Origin of the sequence: Methylotenera sp. N17 (assembly GCF_000799155.1) — a bacterium.
In the GTDB taxonomy this organism is placed as follows: domain Bacteria; phylum Pseudomonadota; class Gammaproteobacteria; order Burkholderiales; family Methylophilaceae; genus Methylophilus.
In genome coordinates, this window is sequence record NZ_JUGE01000001.1 from 2,206,789 (window position 1) to 2,222,904 (window position 16,116).

General features: G+C 47.8%; 15 protein-coding genes. 7 read left to right on the top strand and 8 right to left on the bottom strand.

Translation table 11 applies throughout. From position 1 onward, the window contains the following. Positions 1-10 precede the first annotated feature (10 nt). The 4 genes from FG11_RS10505 to FG11_RS10520 are packed head-to-tail and all read right to left on the bottom strand — an operon-like array spanning position 11 to position 2,812. On the bottom strand, positions 11-520 hold the full coding sequence (locus tag FG11_RS10505) for a pilus assembly protein PilP (RefSeq protein WP_020183033.1): 510 nt from the start codon (positions 518-520) through the stop codon (positions 11-13). Further along, positions 517-1,152 (bottom strand): type 4a pilus biogenesis protein PilO, encoded by a 636-nt coding sequence (locus tag FG11_RS10510; RefSeq protein WP_020183034.1) that lies wholly within the window; start codon positions 1,150-1,152, stop codon positions 517-519. Before FG11_RS10510 ends, FG11_RS10505 begins: the two co-directional genes overlap by 4 nt. Further along, positions 1,149-1,742: a PilN domain-containing protein gene (locus FG11_RS10515; protein WP_020183035.1), complete on the bottom strand. Its 594-nt coding sequence runs from the start codon at positions 1,740-1,742 to the stop codon at positions 1,149-1,151. Before FG11_RS10515 ends, FG11_RS10510 begins: the two co-directional genes overlap by 4 nt. Next, complete coding sequence (locus FG11_RS10520; protein ID WP_047536115.1) at positions 1,742-2,812, bottom strand: pilus assembly protein PilM; 1,071 nt, start codon at positions 2,810-2,812, stop codon at positions 1,742-1,744. The genes FG11_RS10515 and FG11_RS10520 overlap by 1 nt, the downstream gene beginning before the upstream one ends. 216 nt (positions 2,813-3,028) lie before the next feature. Here FG11_RS10520 and FG11_RS10525 point away from each other — a divergent pair, with 216 nt between their 5' ends. The 3 genes from FG11_RS10525 to ybaL all read left to right on the top strand — a co-directional run bounded on the left by FG11_RS10525 (position 3,029) and on the right by ybaL (position 8,032). Further along, positions 3,029-5,515 carry a penicillin-binding protein 1A gene (locus FG11_RS10525; RefSeq protein ID WP_047534922.1) on the top strand — a complete coding sequence of 829 codons (2,487 nt, stop codon included), beginning with the start codon at positions 3,029-3,031 and terminating at the stop codon, positions 5,513-5,515. A gap of 2 nt (positions 5,516-5,517) precedes the next feature. Then, positions 5,518-6,150 (top strand): hypothetical protein, encoded by a 633-nt coding sequence (locus FG11_RS10530; RefSeq protein WP_020183038.1) that lies wholly within the window; start codon positions 5,518-5,520, stop codon positions 6,148-6,150. A 184-nt stretch (positions 6,151-6,334) separates the two neighbouring features. Continuing rightward, entirely contained in the window at positions 6,335-8,032 is a 1,698-nt protein-coding gene (gene ybaL, locus FG11_RS10535) for a YbaL family putative K(+) efflux transporter (RefSeq protein WP_047534925.1), read from the top strand. A 4-nt stretch (positions 8,033-8,036) separates the two neighbouring features. On the opposite strand, the gene FG11_RS10540 is transcribed toward ybaL, so the two are convergent. After that, a complete protein-coding gene (locus FG11_RS10540; RefSeq protein WP_020183040.1) occupies positions 8,037-8,939 on the bottom strand; it encodes a LysR family transcriptional regulator in 903 nt (300 codons plus the stop codon). Positions 8,940-9,097: 158 nt separating this feature from the next. Here FG11_RS10540 and FG11_RS10545 point away from each other — a divergent pair, with 158 nt between their 5' ends. From FG11_RS10545 to FG11_RS10555, 3 genes are read left to right on the top strand one after another with little or no spacing between them, the layout of a single operon-like run. Next, entirely contained in the window at positions 9,098-9,556 is a 459-nt protein-coding gene (locus FG11_RS10545) for a (2Fe-2S)-binding protein (RefSeq protein WP_047534929.1), read from the top strand. Between the two features lie 10 nt (positions 9,557-9,566). Further along, the gene (locus FG11_RS10550; protein ID WP_047534932.1) at positions 9,567-11,744 is read left to right on the top strand and encodes a xanthine dehydrogenase family protein molybdopterin-binding subunit; all 2,178 of its coding nucleotides are present in this window, start codon (positions 9,567-9,569) and stop codon (positions 11,742-11,744) included. Positions 11,745-11,748: 4 nt separating this feature from the next. Continuing rightward, a complete protein-coding gene (locus tag FG11_RS10555) occupies positions 11,749-12,732 on the top strand; it encodes an XdhC family protein (protein WP_047536118.1) in 984 nt (327 codons plus the stop codon). A gap of 6 nt (positions 12,733-12,738) precedes the next feature. On the opposite strand, the gene FG11_RS10560 is transcribed toward FG11_RS10555, so the two are convergent. Next, positions 12,739-13,320 (bottom strand): nucleotidyltransferase family protein, encoded by a 582-nt coding sequence (locus tag FG11_RS10560; protein WP_025225025.1) that lies wholly within the window; start codon positions 13,318-13,320, stop codon positions 12,739-12,741. Positions 13,321-13,372: 52 nt separating this feature from the next. After that, a complete protein-coding gene (locus FG11_RS10565; protein ID WP_047534935.1) occupies positions 13,373-13,873 on the bottom strand; it encodes a hypothetical protein in 501 nt (166 codons plus the stop codon). A 154-nt stretch (positions 13,874-14,027) separates the two neighbouring features. On the opposite strand from FG11_RS10565, the gene FG11_RS10570 reads away from it, so the two are divergent. Beyond that, positions 14,028-14,546: an SRPBCC family protein gene (locus FG11_RS10570; protein ID WP_047534938.1), complete on the top strand. Its 519-nt coding sequence runs from the start codon at positions 14,028-14,030 to the stop codon at positions 14,544-14,546. Between the two features lie 24 nt (positions 14,547-14,570). On the opposite strand, the gene FG11_RS10575 is transcribed toward FG11_RS10570, so the two are convergent. Beyond that, positions 14,571-15,998: a DHA2 family efflux MFS transporter permease subunit gene (locus FG11_RS10575; RefSeq protein WP_047534940.1), complete on the bottom strand. Its 1,428-nt coding sequence runs from the start codon at positions 15,996-15,998 to the stop codon at positions 14,571-14,573. Positions 15,999-16,116: the final 118 nt, after the last annotated feature.

Sequence of the window (16,116 nt, forward strand, 5' to 3'; positions counted from 1 at the left end):
ATTTTCACCCTTATTCCTGCAAACTTAAGCTTGAAATGCGCTCAACCCAATCGCCAGAAAGCTCATCTTGTATAATTTCTTTTAAGGACACTTCCGTATCCGTAATTGAGGTAATGAGTCCAAAATTCGTACCTAGATAATTACCTACTTCAACTTGATGCACCGTATTATCCGGTGTCTTGATTAACGCAAAGCGTGATTTGGTCTTACTAAGCAAACCAACATAATTGAGGTTTTCCAGCGGGTAAGACTCTAGCGGTTGCTTCGGTCGATTTAAATTAGGCTGAAAACTCCCTTTGCTGAGCGCTTTCCTTGGCTTAAACGGATCCGAAATACTCCCGTCCACGTTGAACTGCAGCGGCACATAAGCTTGCACTTGAGGTAGCGGCTCAACTTTGGTGCTCATGGTTTTTGGTGCATCTGCCATAAACTGATCCAAGTCATCGCCCTCACCACCACTGCAAGCAACCAGAAGTAGCGAGATTCCACCTAAGCAAACAGATTTGATGATCGAATTCATTTCACACTAACCTTTTTATCAGCAGATTTTCTTGCACTAATTTCTGATGAATCTAAATATCGATACGTTTTCGCCACCGCTTCTAATACTAGGCGTCCGTCTTTAGTTTCTTTGCTCGCTGGCTGAATAATTAAATTATTCAAAGTAACAATTCTAGGTAACTTCGATACGTCTGTGGCGAATGCACCCAAATCGTGATACCCGCCTAAGACTTTGATTTGAATTGGCATTTCAGCATAGAATTCAGCCACTGTTTCTTGCCCTGGCTTGAATAGCTCAAACTCCAAACCACGCCCCAACCCCGCTTGGTTAACATCAGTCAGCAAACCGTCCATTTCAGATTTGTCTGGCAACTGTTTGAGCAATGCACCAAAGGTTTTTTCAATCTCTACCATTTGCTGTCTATAGGCGTCAATTTTGATCGCTTGACTCTTTTTTGTAAGAAAAACTGTTCTTAGCTCTTTTTCTTTCTCAACCGACTGATCCAACTCATCTAGCGCAGGACTCCACATAAACCAATACCCAAGCCCAACGAGCACCAAACCAAGCACACCTAGCAACACCGCCTTAATTGAAAACGGCAGGCTTCCAACATTTTGCAGGTCTATGTTATTAAAATCTTCTAACTTCATGGGTTAGCCCCCTGTTTTTTTGCTTGCGCATCTTTCTCGGCATCCACTTGTGGTGCCCGCAAATTCACATTCAGCGTAAATTCATTTTGCTTCAAGTTGTTGACTGTAACGGCCTTGATTTCAACAAGACTTGGTGACTCCATCCATGTGGAGGCTGTTAAATTACGCACTAAGGTGGCTACACGTGCATTGGTATCGGCAGACCCTTGAATTTCAATGGCACTGCCTTGCTGCTTAATGCTGCGAATGAATACACCTTCAGGCAACTGCCGCGCGACTTCGTCCAGCACAACAACGGCCTGACTACGGTTAGTCTGTAAGTTTTCTACGATTTGTTTACGCTCTAGTACGGAGTTAATTTGGTCTTTCAGTGCTTTGATGTCTTTAATCTCGCTATCTAGCTTAACAATTGCATCATCCAATCTTCTGTTGCGATCATCTTGGGCATCTTTTCTGGCATTGATAACTGACCAACCCATAAATACCAATGCAGACGCAAGCACCACAGTGCCCAGCGCCATCAGGCCGAATTGTCTTTGTTTCTCAGCACGCTTAACCTGGCGATGTGGTAATAAATTAATACGAACCATTAATCTACCCCTCTCATTGCCAACCCACATGCAATCAACAAGGCAGGGGCATCCACTGCAAGTTGCTGTTGTTTAACACGATTGCCCATGGCCATTTTTTGAAACGGGTTCGCAATCATCACATTGACTTGCGTACGGTCTTGTACTGCCACATCCGCGCCTTTAATAGAGGCACATCCACCCGCCAGTACAATATGGTCTACTTTGTTGTATTGAGTAGAGCTCGTAAAAAATTGCAGCGCACGCGCCACTTCAGTAGAAAGCGATAATACGAATGGATTTAACACTTCCTCTTCGTAGCTCTCTGGCAAGCCACCTTTGCGTTTTGCAATCTCAGACTCTTCTGTCGACAAGCCAAAGCGACGTTGAATTTCTTGTGTGAGTAAACTGCCGCCAAAATTCTGTTCTCGAATATACACAGACTGATTATCGTGCAAGACATTGATGTGCATCATGTTGGCACCGATATCGACAATCATCACTGTTTGATCTTTACCGGCATTTGGCAATTGACTTGCAATGAAGGTGTAAGCGGACTCTGTTGCGTAAGTTTCAACATCCATCACCATGACTTTTAAACCCGCTTCTTCTGCGGCAGCCACGCGATCTTCAATTTTTTCCTTGCGGGAAGCTGCAATGAGCACCTCAACTTCATCCGGGCTATTGATAGCGGGACCGATGACTTGAAAATCAATATTGACTTCATCTAACGAGAATGGGATGTACTGATTGGCTTCCGCTTCCACCTGAGACTCCATCTCATCTTCACGGAGCCCAGATTGCATCAGCACTTTTTTAGTAATCACTGCGGCGGAAGGCAATGCTAAGGCAGCACGCTTTTCTCGGCTGTTCAGCAGTTTCCAAGCAAGTCGAACAGATTCGGACACTTGTTCCAACCCACTGATATTGCCTTCAACAATTGCGTCTTTCGCAATAGAGGCTACAGCATAGCCTTCTAATCGATAAACGCCTTTTGCACTTGAGGACAATTCAACCATCTTGACGGCAGATGAACTGATATCAACGCCAATCAGCGGAGGGGTTTTATCGTTAAAAAAGTCGAATTTCAAATTGAAATTCCCTTTCATTTATCGTTAGTTACGAACAATTGCAATAATTTACATTAAATCCTAACAACAACATTATGCAGTGTAAAGCAATTTATTTCTAAGCAAAGTTTAATTATGGTTTTTTTGTGAAAGTGTTAACAATTTGCTACAGTCTAAAATTGCTAAATTGCATTACAATTACAGAACTAGATACAGTTTCAACTCAAGAAGCAGTTTATGAGCCCAAAAAAGTGGTGGCATTTTTTAATTTTGTTTGTCGTTGTTGGCACCCTAGTGTTAACTGCATTAACAGCTCTTGCTGTTTCTATTATCTATCCGACACTTCCTTCTTTAGAAATCCTAACCAACTATCGCCCCAAGCTATCACTTAAAATTTACTCGGCTGAAGGCGCATTGATTGGTGAGTTTGGCGAAGAGCGTCGCGCATTTGTCAAAATTGAGAATGTACCCGCCTCCATGAAAGATGCGGTACTTGCCATTGAAGATCGCCGCTTTTATCAACATAACGGCATTGATACCAAAGGCATCGTCCGCGCTATCCGCAATAACGTGATGGGGGTGAGCCATGAAGGTGCCAGTACCATTACCATGCAAGTGGCTAAAAACTTCTTTAGCCAACCCGGTGGCAAGCGTGACATGATCACCAAAATCAAAGAGGCCTTGCTGGCCATCAAAATTGAGAAAACTATCAGCAAAGATCAGATTCTTGAGCTATATCTCAATCAGATTTATTTGGGCCAGCGCTCGTATGGCTTTGCTGCTGCTTCTCAGGTGTATTTTGGTAAACAACTAAAAGACCTGAATTTGGCTGAAGCGGCGCTATTGGCGGGCATGCCTAAAGCACCTTCTCGCTACAATCCGTATACGCATGAGAAACGCGCAATGGTACGTCAGAACGAAGTATTGCGAGACATGTTGCGTTATGGCTTTATCCAGAAAAACGAATTTGATAAAGCCATGAATACCAAATTAAAATTCAAACCGGCCAAATCAGTCAAAAATCTAAGTGCGGATTATGTTGCGGAAATTGTACGTATTTCCATGTTCAACCGTTACGGCGAAGACATTTACCAGAGCGGCTATAAGGTCTACACCACCATCAAAAAATCCAATCAAGAAGCAGCTAACGCAGCGGTAGTGCAAGGCATCATTGATTACGAACTCAGACATGGTTACCGCGGACCAGAAAAAACCATTGCAATCAACACCAATGGCGACCTGAAAACGTTTGCAGTGACTGCACTGGATGAGATTGAGGAATACAATCGCTTTGTGCCCGCACTGGTCACACAGGTCAGCAAAAAATCCATTTCTGCCATGACTAAATCCGGTGATAACCTAGAAATCACTGGTGCAGGCTTAAAACTGATTGAGAAACACCTGCTGAGTAAAGTGGAAACCCCACAGGCGGTGAAAGTCGGTGCCATTATTCGCGTAACCAAATTAAATGGTGAGTGGATTGTGGTGCAATTGCCACAAGTGGAAGCTTCGCTGATTGCGCTGAACCCTGAAACCGGTGCGGTCAACGCTTTGATTGGCGGTTTTGATTTTACGCGAAGCAAGTTTAATCACGTCACACAGGCATGGCGTCAGCCGGGCTCAAGCTTTAAACCTTTTGTCTATTCTGCGGCCATCGAAAAAGGATTCACACCCGCCTCTGTTGTGGATGATGCGCCATTCTCACTTTCGGCAGAAGAAGTTGGCAGTCGTGAAAGTTGGGAGCCGCACAACTTCGATGACAAATATTCCGGCCCAATTCGCTTACGTACTGCACTGACAAAATCTAAAAACATGGTCTCTATCCGGGTATTGCAAGCAATTGGTCCGCGTTATGCACAAAGCTACATTACAAAATTCGGATTTAATCCTAAAGATCACCCCGCGTATTTGGCCATGGCACTGGGGGCAGGTTCTACCACCTCATGGCAGTTGGCAGCCGGTTATGCGGTATTTGCCAACAGCGGTTATCAGGTTAAACCGTATTTAATCAGTAAAATTGTGGATAGCGATGGCCGCGTGGTTGAGTCAGTCGACCCAACCAAACATATTTCCGCTTACCGCGTCATAGATCAACGCAATGCCTTCCTCATGACCTCCATGATGCAAGACGTGATTAACCTAGGCACTGCAAGGCAAGCCAACGTTCTGGGTAGAAGCGATATTGCTGGTAAGACTGGCACCACCAACAATCAAATGGATGTTTGGTTTGCAGGGTTTAACCCAAAAGAGGTCGCTGTGGCTTGGATGGGTTACGACAGCCCTAAATCACTGGGTAGAGATGAAACCGGCGGTAAAGCGGCCTTGCCAATTTGGATTAAATACATGGAATCTGCTTTAAAAGGCGTACCTATTTACCAATATAAAATTCCACAGGGCGTCGTCAAGCTCAAAATCAACCCTGACGATGGCACCTTAGCTGGCGACTTTGATGAAGGGGTGGATGAATATTTTTACCATGAAAATCCACCGCCATCGGCAAGCTACGAAATCCCATCTTTAGAAGGCACCACCGAACAGGATTACGCGCGCCCGAATAGCATGGACATGATTACCAACCCGATGCAACCCAATAGCCGTGCTGCGCCAGTTGAAGAACGCAGGCTGGATGGCGCTCAAAAAACAGAAAAACCACGGCGTGAACCAAGTGCCGATAGCGAGACAGAAAGCAATCCCCTCAGCCGTATTTTTAATTCTGGGCGCTAAACATGGCAAGAGAGAATGTCGAACAACTGCGCCAATTGATTGCTCAAGCAGCAGCACGCATGATGGCTGAAGATGGCATTCATGACTTTGCCTATGCTAAAAAAAAAGCTGGGCGTCAGCTTGGTGTGATTGAGAATGGTGCACTGCCCAGCAATGCTGAGATCGAACAAGAAATCCGGCTGTATCATGAAATCTACAATGCAGACGAACAACCGCTAGAGTTAAATAAGCTTAGAAAAGCGGCACTCGCGACCATGCAATTATTCGAGCGATTCAATCCACATCTGACCGGTAGCGTGCTAGATGGTACCGCGGGAAAATACGCACAGACCGATATTTATCTATTTGCAGACAGTGCTAAAGAAGTTGAAATCTTCTTGCTCAACCAGCAAATCCCTTTTGAGAGCAGCGAAAAGGCTTATCGAATTTCTGACAAACCCAGCAAGGATAAAAAAGATAAAGTGCGCAAAACCGTACAAGTCTTTACGCTGGAAACTGAATTCGGGATTCAAAAACTCAGCGTGTTTGAGTATGATGATATGCGCATTGCCACCAAACGCACGAGCGACGGCAGCAACGCTGATAGAGCAGCCATTCCAGAAGTGATGGAACTGCTGAGACAACCTGTGCTCTAATCGCTGATTGCTTTGTCTCAAATGGTGAGCAACATATATCGCCATGATGCGTTTTAGCCAATTATTCGCAATCAACCTTATCCGCTTTAACAACCCATTACACGTTTTAATTTGTGGTGTACCATCTTTATCAGCACTACTCTCAATCTTTACGATGCGTGTGTAACCAAGAAAATAATAAAACATGGAACATAACATTACACTCATTTCTACCATTGCCTCGGGCTTTGGGCTTGCCTTAATTTTTGGCTTCATTGCCGAGCGCCTAAAACTGTCTGCATTGGTAGGCTATTTAGTGGCGGGTATTTTAATTGGGCCCGCCACACCAGGATTTGTTGCCGATGTCCATATTGCCTCACAACTCTCTGAAATTGGCGTGATGCTGCTGATGTTTGGCGTAGGCTTACACTTCTCAATCAATGACCTCATGGCCGTGCGCCGCATTGCTATCCCCGGTGCGATTGTACAAATGACGATGGCCACGTTGCTTGGTATGTACCTTACCCATTTATGGGGATGGACGCTCGGTGAAGGACTCGTATTCGGCCTAGCATTGTCTTGCGCAAGCACGGTTGTGTTGTTACGTGCGCTTGAGTCCAGAAATATGCTGGAGAGCATGAACGGTAAAATCACGGTGGGGTGGCTGGTGGTAGAAGACCTGCTCACCGTATTGGTGTTGGTGTTGCTTCCGCCAATGGCAGGCTTGCTGGGTGGCAGTGTTGCAGAAGCCTCTGACACGCCACTATGGCAAACCATCGGCATTACCCTGTTGCAAGTGGTCGGCTTTATTCTGATGATGTTGGTTGTTGGTAAGCGCGTGCTGCCTTGGCTGCTGTGGCACATAGCCAAAACCGGCTCACGCGAATTATTTACCTTATCGGTTATTTCTACCGCCATTGGCATTGCGTACGGTGCTTCCATGTTATTTAACGTCTCATTTGCACTGGGTGCGTTCTTTGCCGGCATGGTGATGCGAGAATCAGAGTTTAGCCATCGTGCCGCCGAAGAATCGTTACCGTTACGCGATGCGTTTGCCGTGCTATTTTTCGTCTCGGTCGGCATGTTATTTCAGCCATCGATTCTTATTGAGCAACCATTGAATGTATTGGCAACCGTGGGCGTAATCATCATTGGCAAATCACTGGCAGCCATGGCCATCACACTGGCTTTCCGCTATCCGCTGAATAGCGCACTGATTGTTGCCGCCAGCCTGGCACAAATTGGTGAGTTCTCCTTTATTTTGGCAGGACTGGGGCTATCATTAGGCTTGCTTCCGGCAGAAGGCATGAGTTTGATTTTGGCCGCAGCACTGATTTCGATTGCGCTTAACCCATTGCTATTCTCCGCCATCCAACCCTTTAAGAAATGGCTCATCGACATTTCCAAAACCGCCAGTGATTTGGAAAAGCGCACCGACCCATTTGCCGAACTACCGATGAGTACCGAACGCAAGTATTTGGAAGGGCAGATTGTATTGGTTGGCTATGGCAGAGTAGGCAAGCGTATCGCCAACGCACTGCTGTCCAGCAACATTCCGTTTGTGATAGCTGAAGAGAATCGCGAAATCGTCGAAAATTTGCGTAAAGCAGGTATCCCAGCGGTTTCTGGCAATGCGGCTGACCCCAGTGTGCTGATTCAAGCACATATTGCTAACGCTTCTATGCTGGTAGTGGCCACACCCGATACCATTGACGTAAGAAAGATGGTCACCACGGCTAAATTACTGCGGCCAGAAATTCAAATTGTATTGAGAACACATAGTGAAGATGAGTCAGAACGTCTGCGCAAAGAAGATATCGGCCGTGTATTTTATGGCGAGGAAGAGTTGGCCAACGGCATGTGCAAACATATTTTGGCGCAGTACGCACCTAAATCCGCTTGATACATCAAGACAATCTAGCCTCCGCCAGTACGCTCACTAAACGATCAAATACCACTCTGACGCGCTCTGACACTGGGCCACGTTGCGGGCGATAGACATACACACCCCAAGGGCTAGGCGACTGTTCTGGTAGCACAGCCACCAACTTTCCAGCACGTATATGCTCAGCACATGCAAAATCTGGCAACTGAGCAAAGCCGATACCCGCCAGCACTGCTTGTAATTCGGCCTCTGGGTCATCGGTAGAAAACACTGGCGCGGTAGGCACACACTCCGGCTCACTGGCAAAATACCAAGGCCACATTCTGCCAGTGTTCTGATCAATTAACCCGGTATAAGGCATTTGACATAAATCACTGACTTGCTGAGGAGTGCCATAGCGCTCAATGAGTGCAGGTGCGCCTACGATAGAGAACTTTACATCTCTAACCCGCCTAGCCACATGGCGACTATTACCAAACACACCCACACGTACGCCAATATCCATTTGGTCAGCCACCACGTTATCAATCAAATCAGAGAATCTTAAATCCAATTGAATACTGGGATATTCTTGGGATAACGCAATTAAGGCAGGTAACAGAAATTGGCGTCCAAACGCATTGGGCATGGTGATTTTGACCGAGCCCTCGATACTCTGTTTAGCTGAGCCCTTATTCGTCTCGAACAAAGCATCCACTTGATCAATCACGCCGACACATTTTTGTGCCATTTGTCGGCCAAATTCAGTAATAGTGGTATTGCGTGTACTACGGTAGAACAACGGCTCGCCTAATTGCTCTTCAAACTCTTTAATGGCACGCGTGACTGATTGTGGCGACACGCCCAAACGCACAGACGCATCCTTAAAGTTGGCAGACTCTGCGACCACCTTAAAAATTCGCAACATCTCTAACTGGTTTTGCATGGCAATTCATCCGAAATATGGAATTATAAATTCCAAATTATTCCATATTATGAAGGCTTACACTATGCGATTATCTTGTTTACTATGATGCCATGACCAATTTTCCATTTGTCATGCTAGGTAAAGTGTGACAAATCAAAAATAAAGGATAACGCACAATGTTCAAACTGAATATTAACGGTAAAGATGAAAGCCTAGATGCACCGGAAGACATGCCGATTCTGTGGGCATTAAGGGATGTGCTGCACATGACCGGCACCAAATTTGGCTGTGGCATGGCGCAGTGTGGTGCCTGCACCGTACATCTGGATGGCCAACCGATTCGCTCCTGCATTACACCAGTTTCCATGGCAGCGGGTAAGAAAATCACCACAATCGAAGCCATGCAAGAAGATCAAGTAGGACAAGTGGTACAAGCAGCTTGGCGCGAGATTGATGTAGTACAGTGTGGCTACTGTCAGTCTGGTCAAATCATGGCGGCTACTGCCTTGCTCACCACCAATCACAAACCAACAGACGCAGACATAGACGCCGCCATGAGTGGCAACATCTGTCGCTGCGGTACCTATCCGCGTATTCGTGCAGCCATTCATGCCGCTGCTGAAAAATTAGCATAAGGAACCCACCATGAATGCGCCATTGAATATTTCCAGACGTACCTTTATCAAAGCCACCGCATTGGTAGCAGGTGGCCTTGTCATTGCCTTTGCGATTCCACAAGCCAAGCGCTTTTTATTACCGGGTGAAACAAAAGCACCTGCCGATGCCGGTGGTAGTAAGTTACCTGCGCCGAATGCTTTTCTACGCATAGGCACAGATAACACCATTACCGTCCTACTTGCCCACAGTGAGATGGGACAAAGCATCTGGACGACGTTACCGATGCTGATTGCCGAAGAACTGGATGCCGATTGGAGCAAGATACAAGTCGAACATGCAGGCGCTGCGCCGCAGTATGTGCATACTGCTTATGGCATTCAAATCACTGGCGGGTCATCCACCACTTGGTCAGAGTTTGACCGCTACCGCCAAGCTGGCGCTTTGACACGCGCGCTCCTCATCAACGCAGCTGCGCAGGAATTAGGCGTGGCCAAAGAAACATTGCGTACCGAAAATGGCTTTGTAGTGAGCGCGGACAAAAAAATCAGTTATGGTGAGCTAGCAGAAGCCGCGGCCAAACTAGAAACCCCTACCACCGTTGTGTTGAAAGACCCTAAAGACTGGAAGATTATAGGTAAAGCGACGAAGCGATTAGATAGCGCCGCAAAAATCAACGGCACGGCAAAATTTGGTCAAGATGTACAATTCGAAGGCCTCAAAACGGCCATGGTGGCACGCGCTCCCGTGTTTGGCGGCAAAGTAAAATCTTTTGATGCTAGCGCAAGTAAGCAGATCAAAGGCGTACAGAATGTAGTACAAGTGCCGACTGGTGTAGCCGTGATTGCTGACAATTACTGGTCTGCGAAACAAGGCCGCGATGCGTTGAAGATTGATTGGGATTTGGGCCCGAATGCAGGGCTAGACTCCAAAAAAATGGTAGAGGATTACCGCGCACTTGCAGCGACTACGGGTACCGTAGCTGCCAAAGCCGGCGATAGCCAAGCCGCACTCAAACAAGCCAAAACCGTGGTGAAAGCAGAATATGTTGCGCCTTATTTGGCACACTCGCCCATGGAGCCACTGAATTGCACTGTGAAGATAGACAAAGATGCTTGCGAGATTTGGACAGGCACCCAGATGCAAACGACGGACCAAGCCGCTGCCGCTAAAATACTGGGACTGAAGCCAGAGCAAGTGACCATTCACACTTTATTTTTAGGGGGTGGCTTTGGCCGCCGCGCAAACCCGGCTGCCGATTTTGTATCGGAAGCTGTACAAGTAGCCAAAGCTGCAGGTGTGCCAGTCAAAACCGTATGGAGCCGTGAGGATGATGTGAAGGGTGGTTATTACCGCCCTATGTTTTTACACCAAGCCAATATTGCGCTGGATGACAAGGGATTGCCTATCGCCTGGGAACATACGGCCGTAGGACAATCCATCATGCTGGGTACGCCATTTGAAACTGTCATGATCAAAGATGGCGTAGACGCTACTTCGGTCGAAGGCACTGCTGACTCGCCTTATCTCAAAGGCATTGCTAACCATCAGATGCAATTGCATACTGTAAAAGCTGGTATCCCCGTACTTTGGTGGCGCTCTGTTGGTCATAGCCACACAGCTTTTGTGATGGAAAGCCTGATTGACGAACTGGCAAATGCCGCTAAACGTGATCCGCTGGAATACAGACGTGAATTACTGAAAGACCATCCACGTCATTTGGCAGCATTGAACTTGGCAGCCGAAAAAGCCGACTGGGAGAAACCACTCCCTAAAGGCGTGTTCAGAGGCATTGCTGTGCACGAATCTTTTGGTAGCTTTGTGGCACAGGTGGCAGAAGTATCTGTAAACGCCGGCGAAGTGAAGGTACACCGTATGATCTCGGCCATTGATTGTGGTTTAGCAGTGAATCCGGAATCACTCACGGCACAAATGCAATCATCCGTTTCATTTGGCTTGGGCGCTGCCCTGCAAAGTGAAATTACGTTTAAAGACGGGCAAGTCCAGCAATCTAATTTTCACGATTACCAAGTGTTGCGCATGAAAGACATGCCAAAAGTCGAGGTCTACATCGTCCCCAGCACTGAGAAAATGGGTGGCGTGGGTGAACCCGGATTACCTCCGGTCGCACCTGCGGTAACCAATGCCATTTTTGCGGCAACAGGCAAGCGCATCCGCACCCTACCGATTGGCACGCAACTCGCCTAATATGCTGAAATCAGCCGATTGGGAAGTGCTGCACCGTGCGCAGACATGGCTAGCGCAAGGTCACAGCGCGCATTTATTCACCGTGATACAAACCTGGGGCTCGGCACCACGTTTGCCCGGCGCCATTTTGGTGGTGCGCGATGATGGCCATCTGATTGGCTCTGTATCTGGCGGCTGTATTGAAGATGACTTGGCTGACAAAGCCAAGCATGGGCAGCTACCCACCGCACCTGCGGTACTTGAATATGGTGTGAATCAAAATGAAGCACAACGCTTTGGCATTCCCTGCGGTGGTCGCCTCACTGTTTTTGCTGAACCGCTCAGCAGCGCTGAACAACTTACCCCATTACTGCACGGCATTGAGCAACGCACGCTCATTAAGCGTTCTGTTTGTCTGAGTAGCGGTCAGGTAAAAATCACAGCGGTACTGCCAGAGGGGTTACCGCGCATAGAAGGCGATTGGTTTCACAGTTATTTTGGGCCACAGTGGCGCCTATTGATTATTGGCGCCAACCAATTGGGCAGCGTGCTGGCCAGCATGGCGCAAGTATTGGAATTTGACGTGCTGATTTGCGACCCGCGTGAGGACATGCAAAGTGAATGGCATGTAGAAGGCGCCACTTGGGTATATGGCATGCCGGATGATGTAGTGCTGGACATACAACCGGATGCCCGTACCGCGATTGTAGCCGTGACACACGACCCTAAGCTGGACGACATGGCGCTACTAGAGGCATTAAAATCTGATGCGTTTTATGTCGGTGCGCTAGGCGCACACAAAAATCAGGAAAAACGCCGTGACCGTTTGCGCATGTTTGATTTGAGTGAGTACGAAATTGCCAAATTGAACGGCCCGGTCGGCTTGAATATTGGCAGCCGGACGCCTGCGGAGATTGCGGTTGCCATTCTTGCGGAGCTCATTCAGATACGTGCACAGCAACAGAAAAATGGCATTGCCATGCCTGAAGCACTGCGTTGTAGCGCCTGATTTTTTCTAGCGCTCGCTTTCTAAATCGGCTGGCGTATCAATATCTGACAGAACGCCAGCATCGTCACACGCAAGTAGATATACCTCATCTTGATGCTGCTGAATAATGGCACGTGCACCCTGATCACCCTGTAAGTGCGTCAATGCATCCGCAAACTTTGCAGAAAATCCTACCGGGTGCCCACGCTGCCCATGATAAGTTGGTACCACAATAGCCGCGCCCTCTTGCATGGTAGTGATCACTTGCTTAATGGATGTAGCGGCAATATATGGCATATCGGCTAAGGCGATGACAAACCCATCTTGCGCTGCCGTTAACTGGCTGGCATAACGCACGGCAAAAGATAAGCTATCCGCCATGACCTGTGCCTCTTGCGGACAGGCAATCACCACTAAACCAGCGGCTGATAGCAACGCTTTTAACGCATGATTATCCTCACGCACCACCGCCACAGAAACCGGCACCGCACTCACCAAAGATTGCGCCGCCGCCAGTGCGATAGGCCGACCATCAGGCAGGCACTGCAACAGCTTATCTTGTGTGCCAAACCTGCGAGAAAACCCTGCTGCTAATAAAATCCCTACCATCTCGCAAGCTTAGCACAGCGCCGGTGACAAACACTCATCATGCATTTGCAGATTAACGATTGTATTCAATACTGACACCAACCCCAGCCGGGCGATGGCGAACATCGGACCAACGGCCTAGATGTGAGCCTTGATGATTGAATGGTTTTTGGGGGCGGTAGCCATGGCCCCGTACACGCGGCCAATAAACAAAAACAGGGCGACTGTTCTCCAACGTTTGCGCTTCTAATTGGGCCAACCGCTCTCTTTCCACTGCCAATGCTAAATTCTGCCTTTGTTCTTCCAACACCATTTGACGCTCTTGCTCAAACATCTGCATTCTTTGTATATATTGTGCATTGGCAGCCGCAATGCTTTTTTGCACACGTTGCTGGTCTTCTAGCGGTGCCTCCGGTACATGCGCTAACTGACCAATAGTGCGCGTTGTACACGGGCTATCCTGATAGACCTTATTCTGACGCCCATCTGCTTGAGCTGTGCTTTGGCAAATATAAATAGCAGCCTGCGCCTGCATCGTCAGCATGCACCCGACCATCGCTAATGTATATTTCATGATCTGCCCCCCCCTTACCGATATGTTTCATCAACACCAAGTGGCTTGTTACATGTCGTTTTGATCTACATGCTAACTGCATAGTTCATCACCCTTGTGCAAATTGCAGTATTCATTTTATAGTACTCCAAATTGATAGTAAGGAGCATACGTGATGACGAACACTACGACTTATGACCCAGCGCTGGATTTAATGTTCGAGCGTGTGATTGATGTGCCGCACCAGCTAGTTTGGGACGCATGGACCAAGCCGGAGCAGCTGATGCAGTGGTTTTGCCCGCTGCCGTGGAAAACCGTAGACTGCACTATTGATCTGCGGCCAGGTGGTACGTTTTTTACCGTCATGCGTTCGCCGGAAGGGCAGGAATTTCCAAGCACAGGCTGTTATTTGGAAGTCGTACCCAATCAAAAACTGGTCTGGACCAATGCACTAGCTCCAGGTTTTCGTCCTGTTGAACGCCCACAGGCCAATCCCGATCACGAATGTGCAGAACTATTATTTACCGGCATCATTTTGCTGGAGCCGCATGCCAATGGTACACGCTATACCGCCTTTGCCATGCACACAGACGAAGACAGCCGTGCCAGACATGCCCAAATGGGATTTGAAGAAGGCTGGGGAGCAGCACTTGACCAAATGATAGCCATGATTAAAGCCAAACAAAAGGCCTAGTATTTACATGAGCGCATACAATAACTAGTGAACGCTCACATCTGCTAGTGTTTTTGGCGTACGTAAAAACACGGCGCTTAGCAAGGCCGCCAATGCAGCAAACGATGCACCCAGTACAAAAGTCAATTGATAGCCGGCATTGAGTGCAAGTTTGGGGATTTCGCCCGCTTCTAGCAGTTGCCCTGTACGCATGGCGGCTAAGCTAGCCAACACAGCCAGACCCAAGGCGCCACCCATCATGAACGATGTATTGACGATGCCAGATGCCAAACCGGAATCTGCCGGATCCACATCACTCATGGCCACCAGCAACATCGGGTTAAACGCAACACCGGCACCCAAGCCCAGCAACACCATGCCGGGCAACACATCCCACATAAAATCTCCCGCCAAAGGTGCCTGTGCAAATAGCAATAAACCTAATGCAGCCACCAACAGACCCCCTACCAGCGGCGGTTTGATGCCAAAGCGTGTCACCAATTTGGCAGAGATGCCTAGCGAAAAGGCCGCCATGATTAAATTAGACGGCAAAAATGCCAAGCCAACTTGCAAAGCACTATATTCCAACACCAATTGCAGATATAAGGCTGAGATAAAGAACCAGGCAAACATCGCGGCCGCCCAAAGCACTGCGGCAATATTGGCAATCAGCAAGTTACGTAAGCGAAACAGACCTAAAGGCATCAGTGGTAGCGCCACGCGCGTTTCTATGACGATAAATACGGCAAACAGCAACACTGCCAACGCAAGCAAGCTTAGCGTCTGTGTGGATAACCAGCCCGCCGCATTACCATTGATGATGGCATACACCGCCAACATCAGCGACAACGTAATGGTCACGGCACCCGCAATATCCAGACGCTCTCCAGCTGCATGGGTGTGGCTTTCCGGCAATAATTTCAGGCAACACACATACACGGCAATCCCTATGGGTAGGTTCACTAAAAATATCCAATGCCAGCTCAAGGTATCGGTCAGCACACCACCTAATAACACCCCAATACTGCCGCCGCCAGCACAGACAAATCCATAGACACCCATTGCTTTGGCGCGGTCATCCGGCGCGGTAAATAAATTCATAATGAGCGATAACGCCACCGCAGACACCACCGCAGCCGCTAGGCCTTGAATGGCTCTGGCAATAATCAAAATCTCCTGACTGTTGGCCAAGCCGCAGCCCAATGAAGCGACTGTAAACAATGTCACACCCAGCAAGAATAGCTTGCGTGGGCCATAGAGATCACCTAACTTACCACCCAATAGTAAAAAGCCACCAAAGGTGAGCATGTAAGCATTCACTACCCACACCAGCGCGGTTTCTGTAAAGCCTAAATCTGCATGGATAGAGGGCAAAGCAACATTCACGATGGTGGTATCCAGCACAATCATCAACTCGCCAAAGCAAAGCAAGATCAGCGCTAACCAGCGCTTGCTGTGTTCAATATTATGCATAAAGCAAATTCCTCGTCTAAAGTCGATGCAATACTATATTTTCCCACACGATAAATACACGAAAATTTTCATCCGCATGTAAAATAAACATGTTTTAAGAATACTGCGCACATCTTTC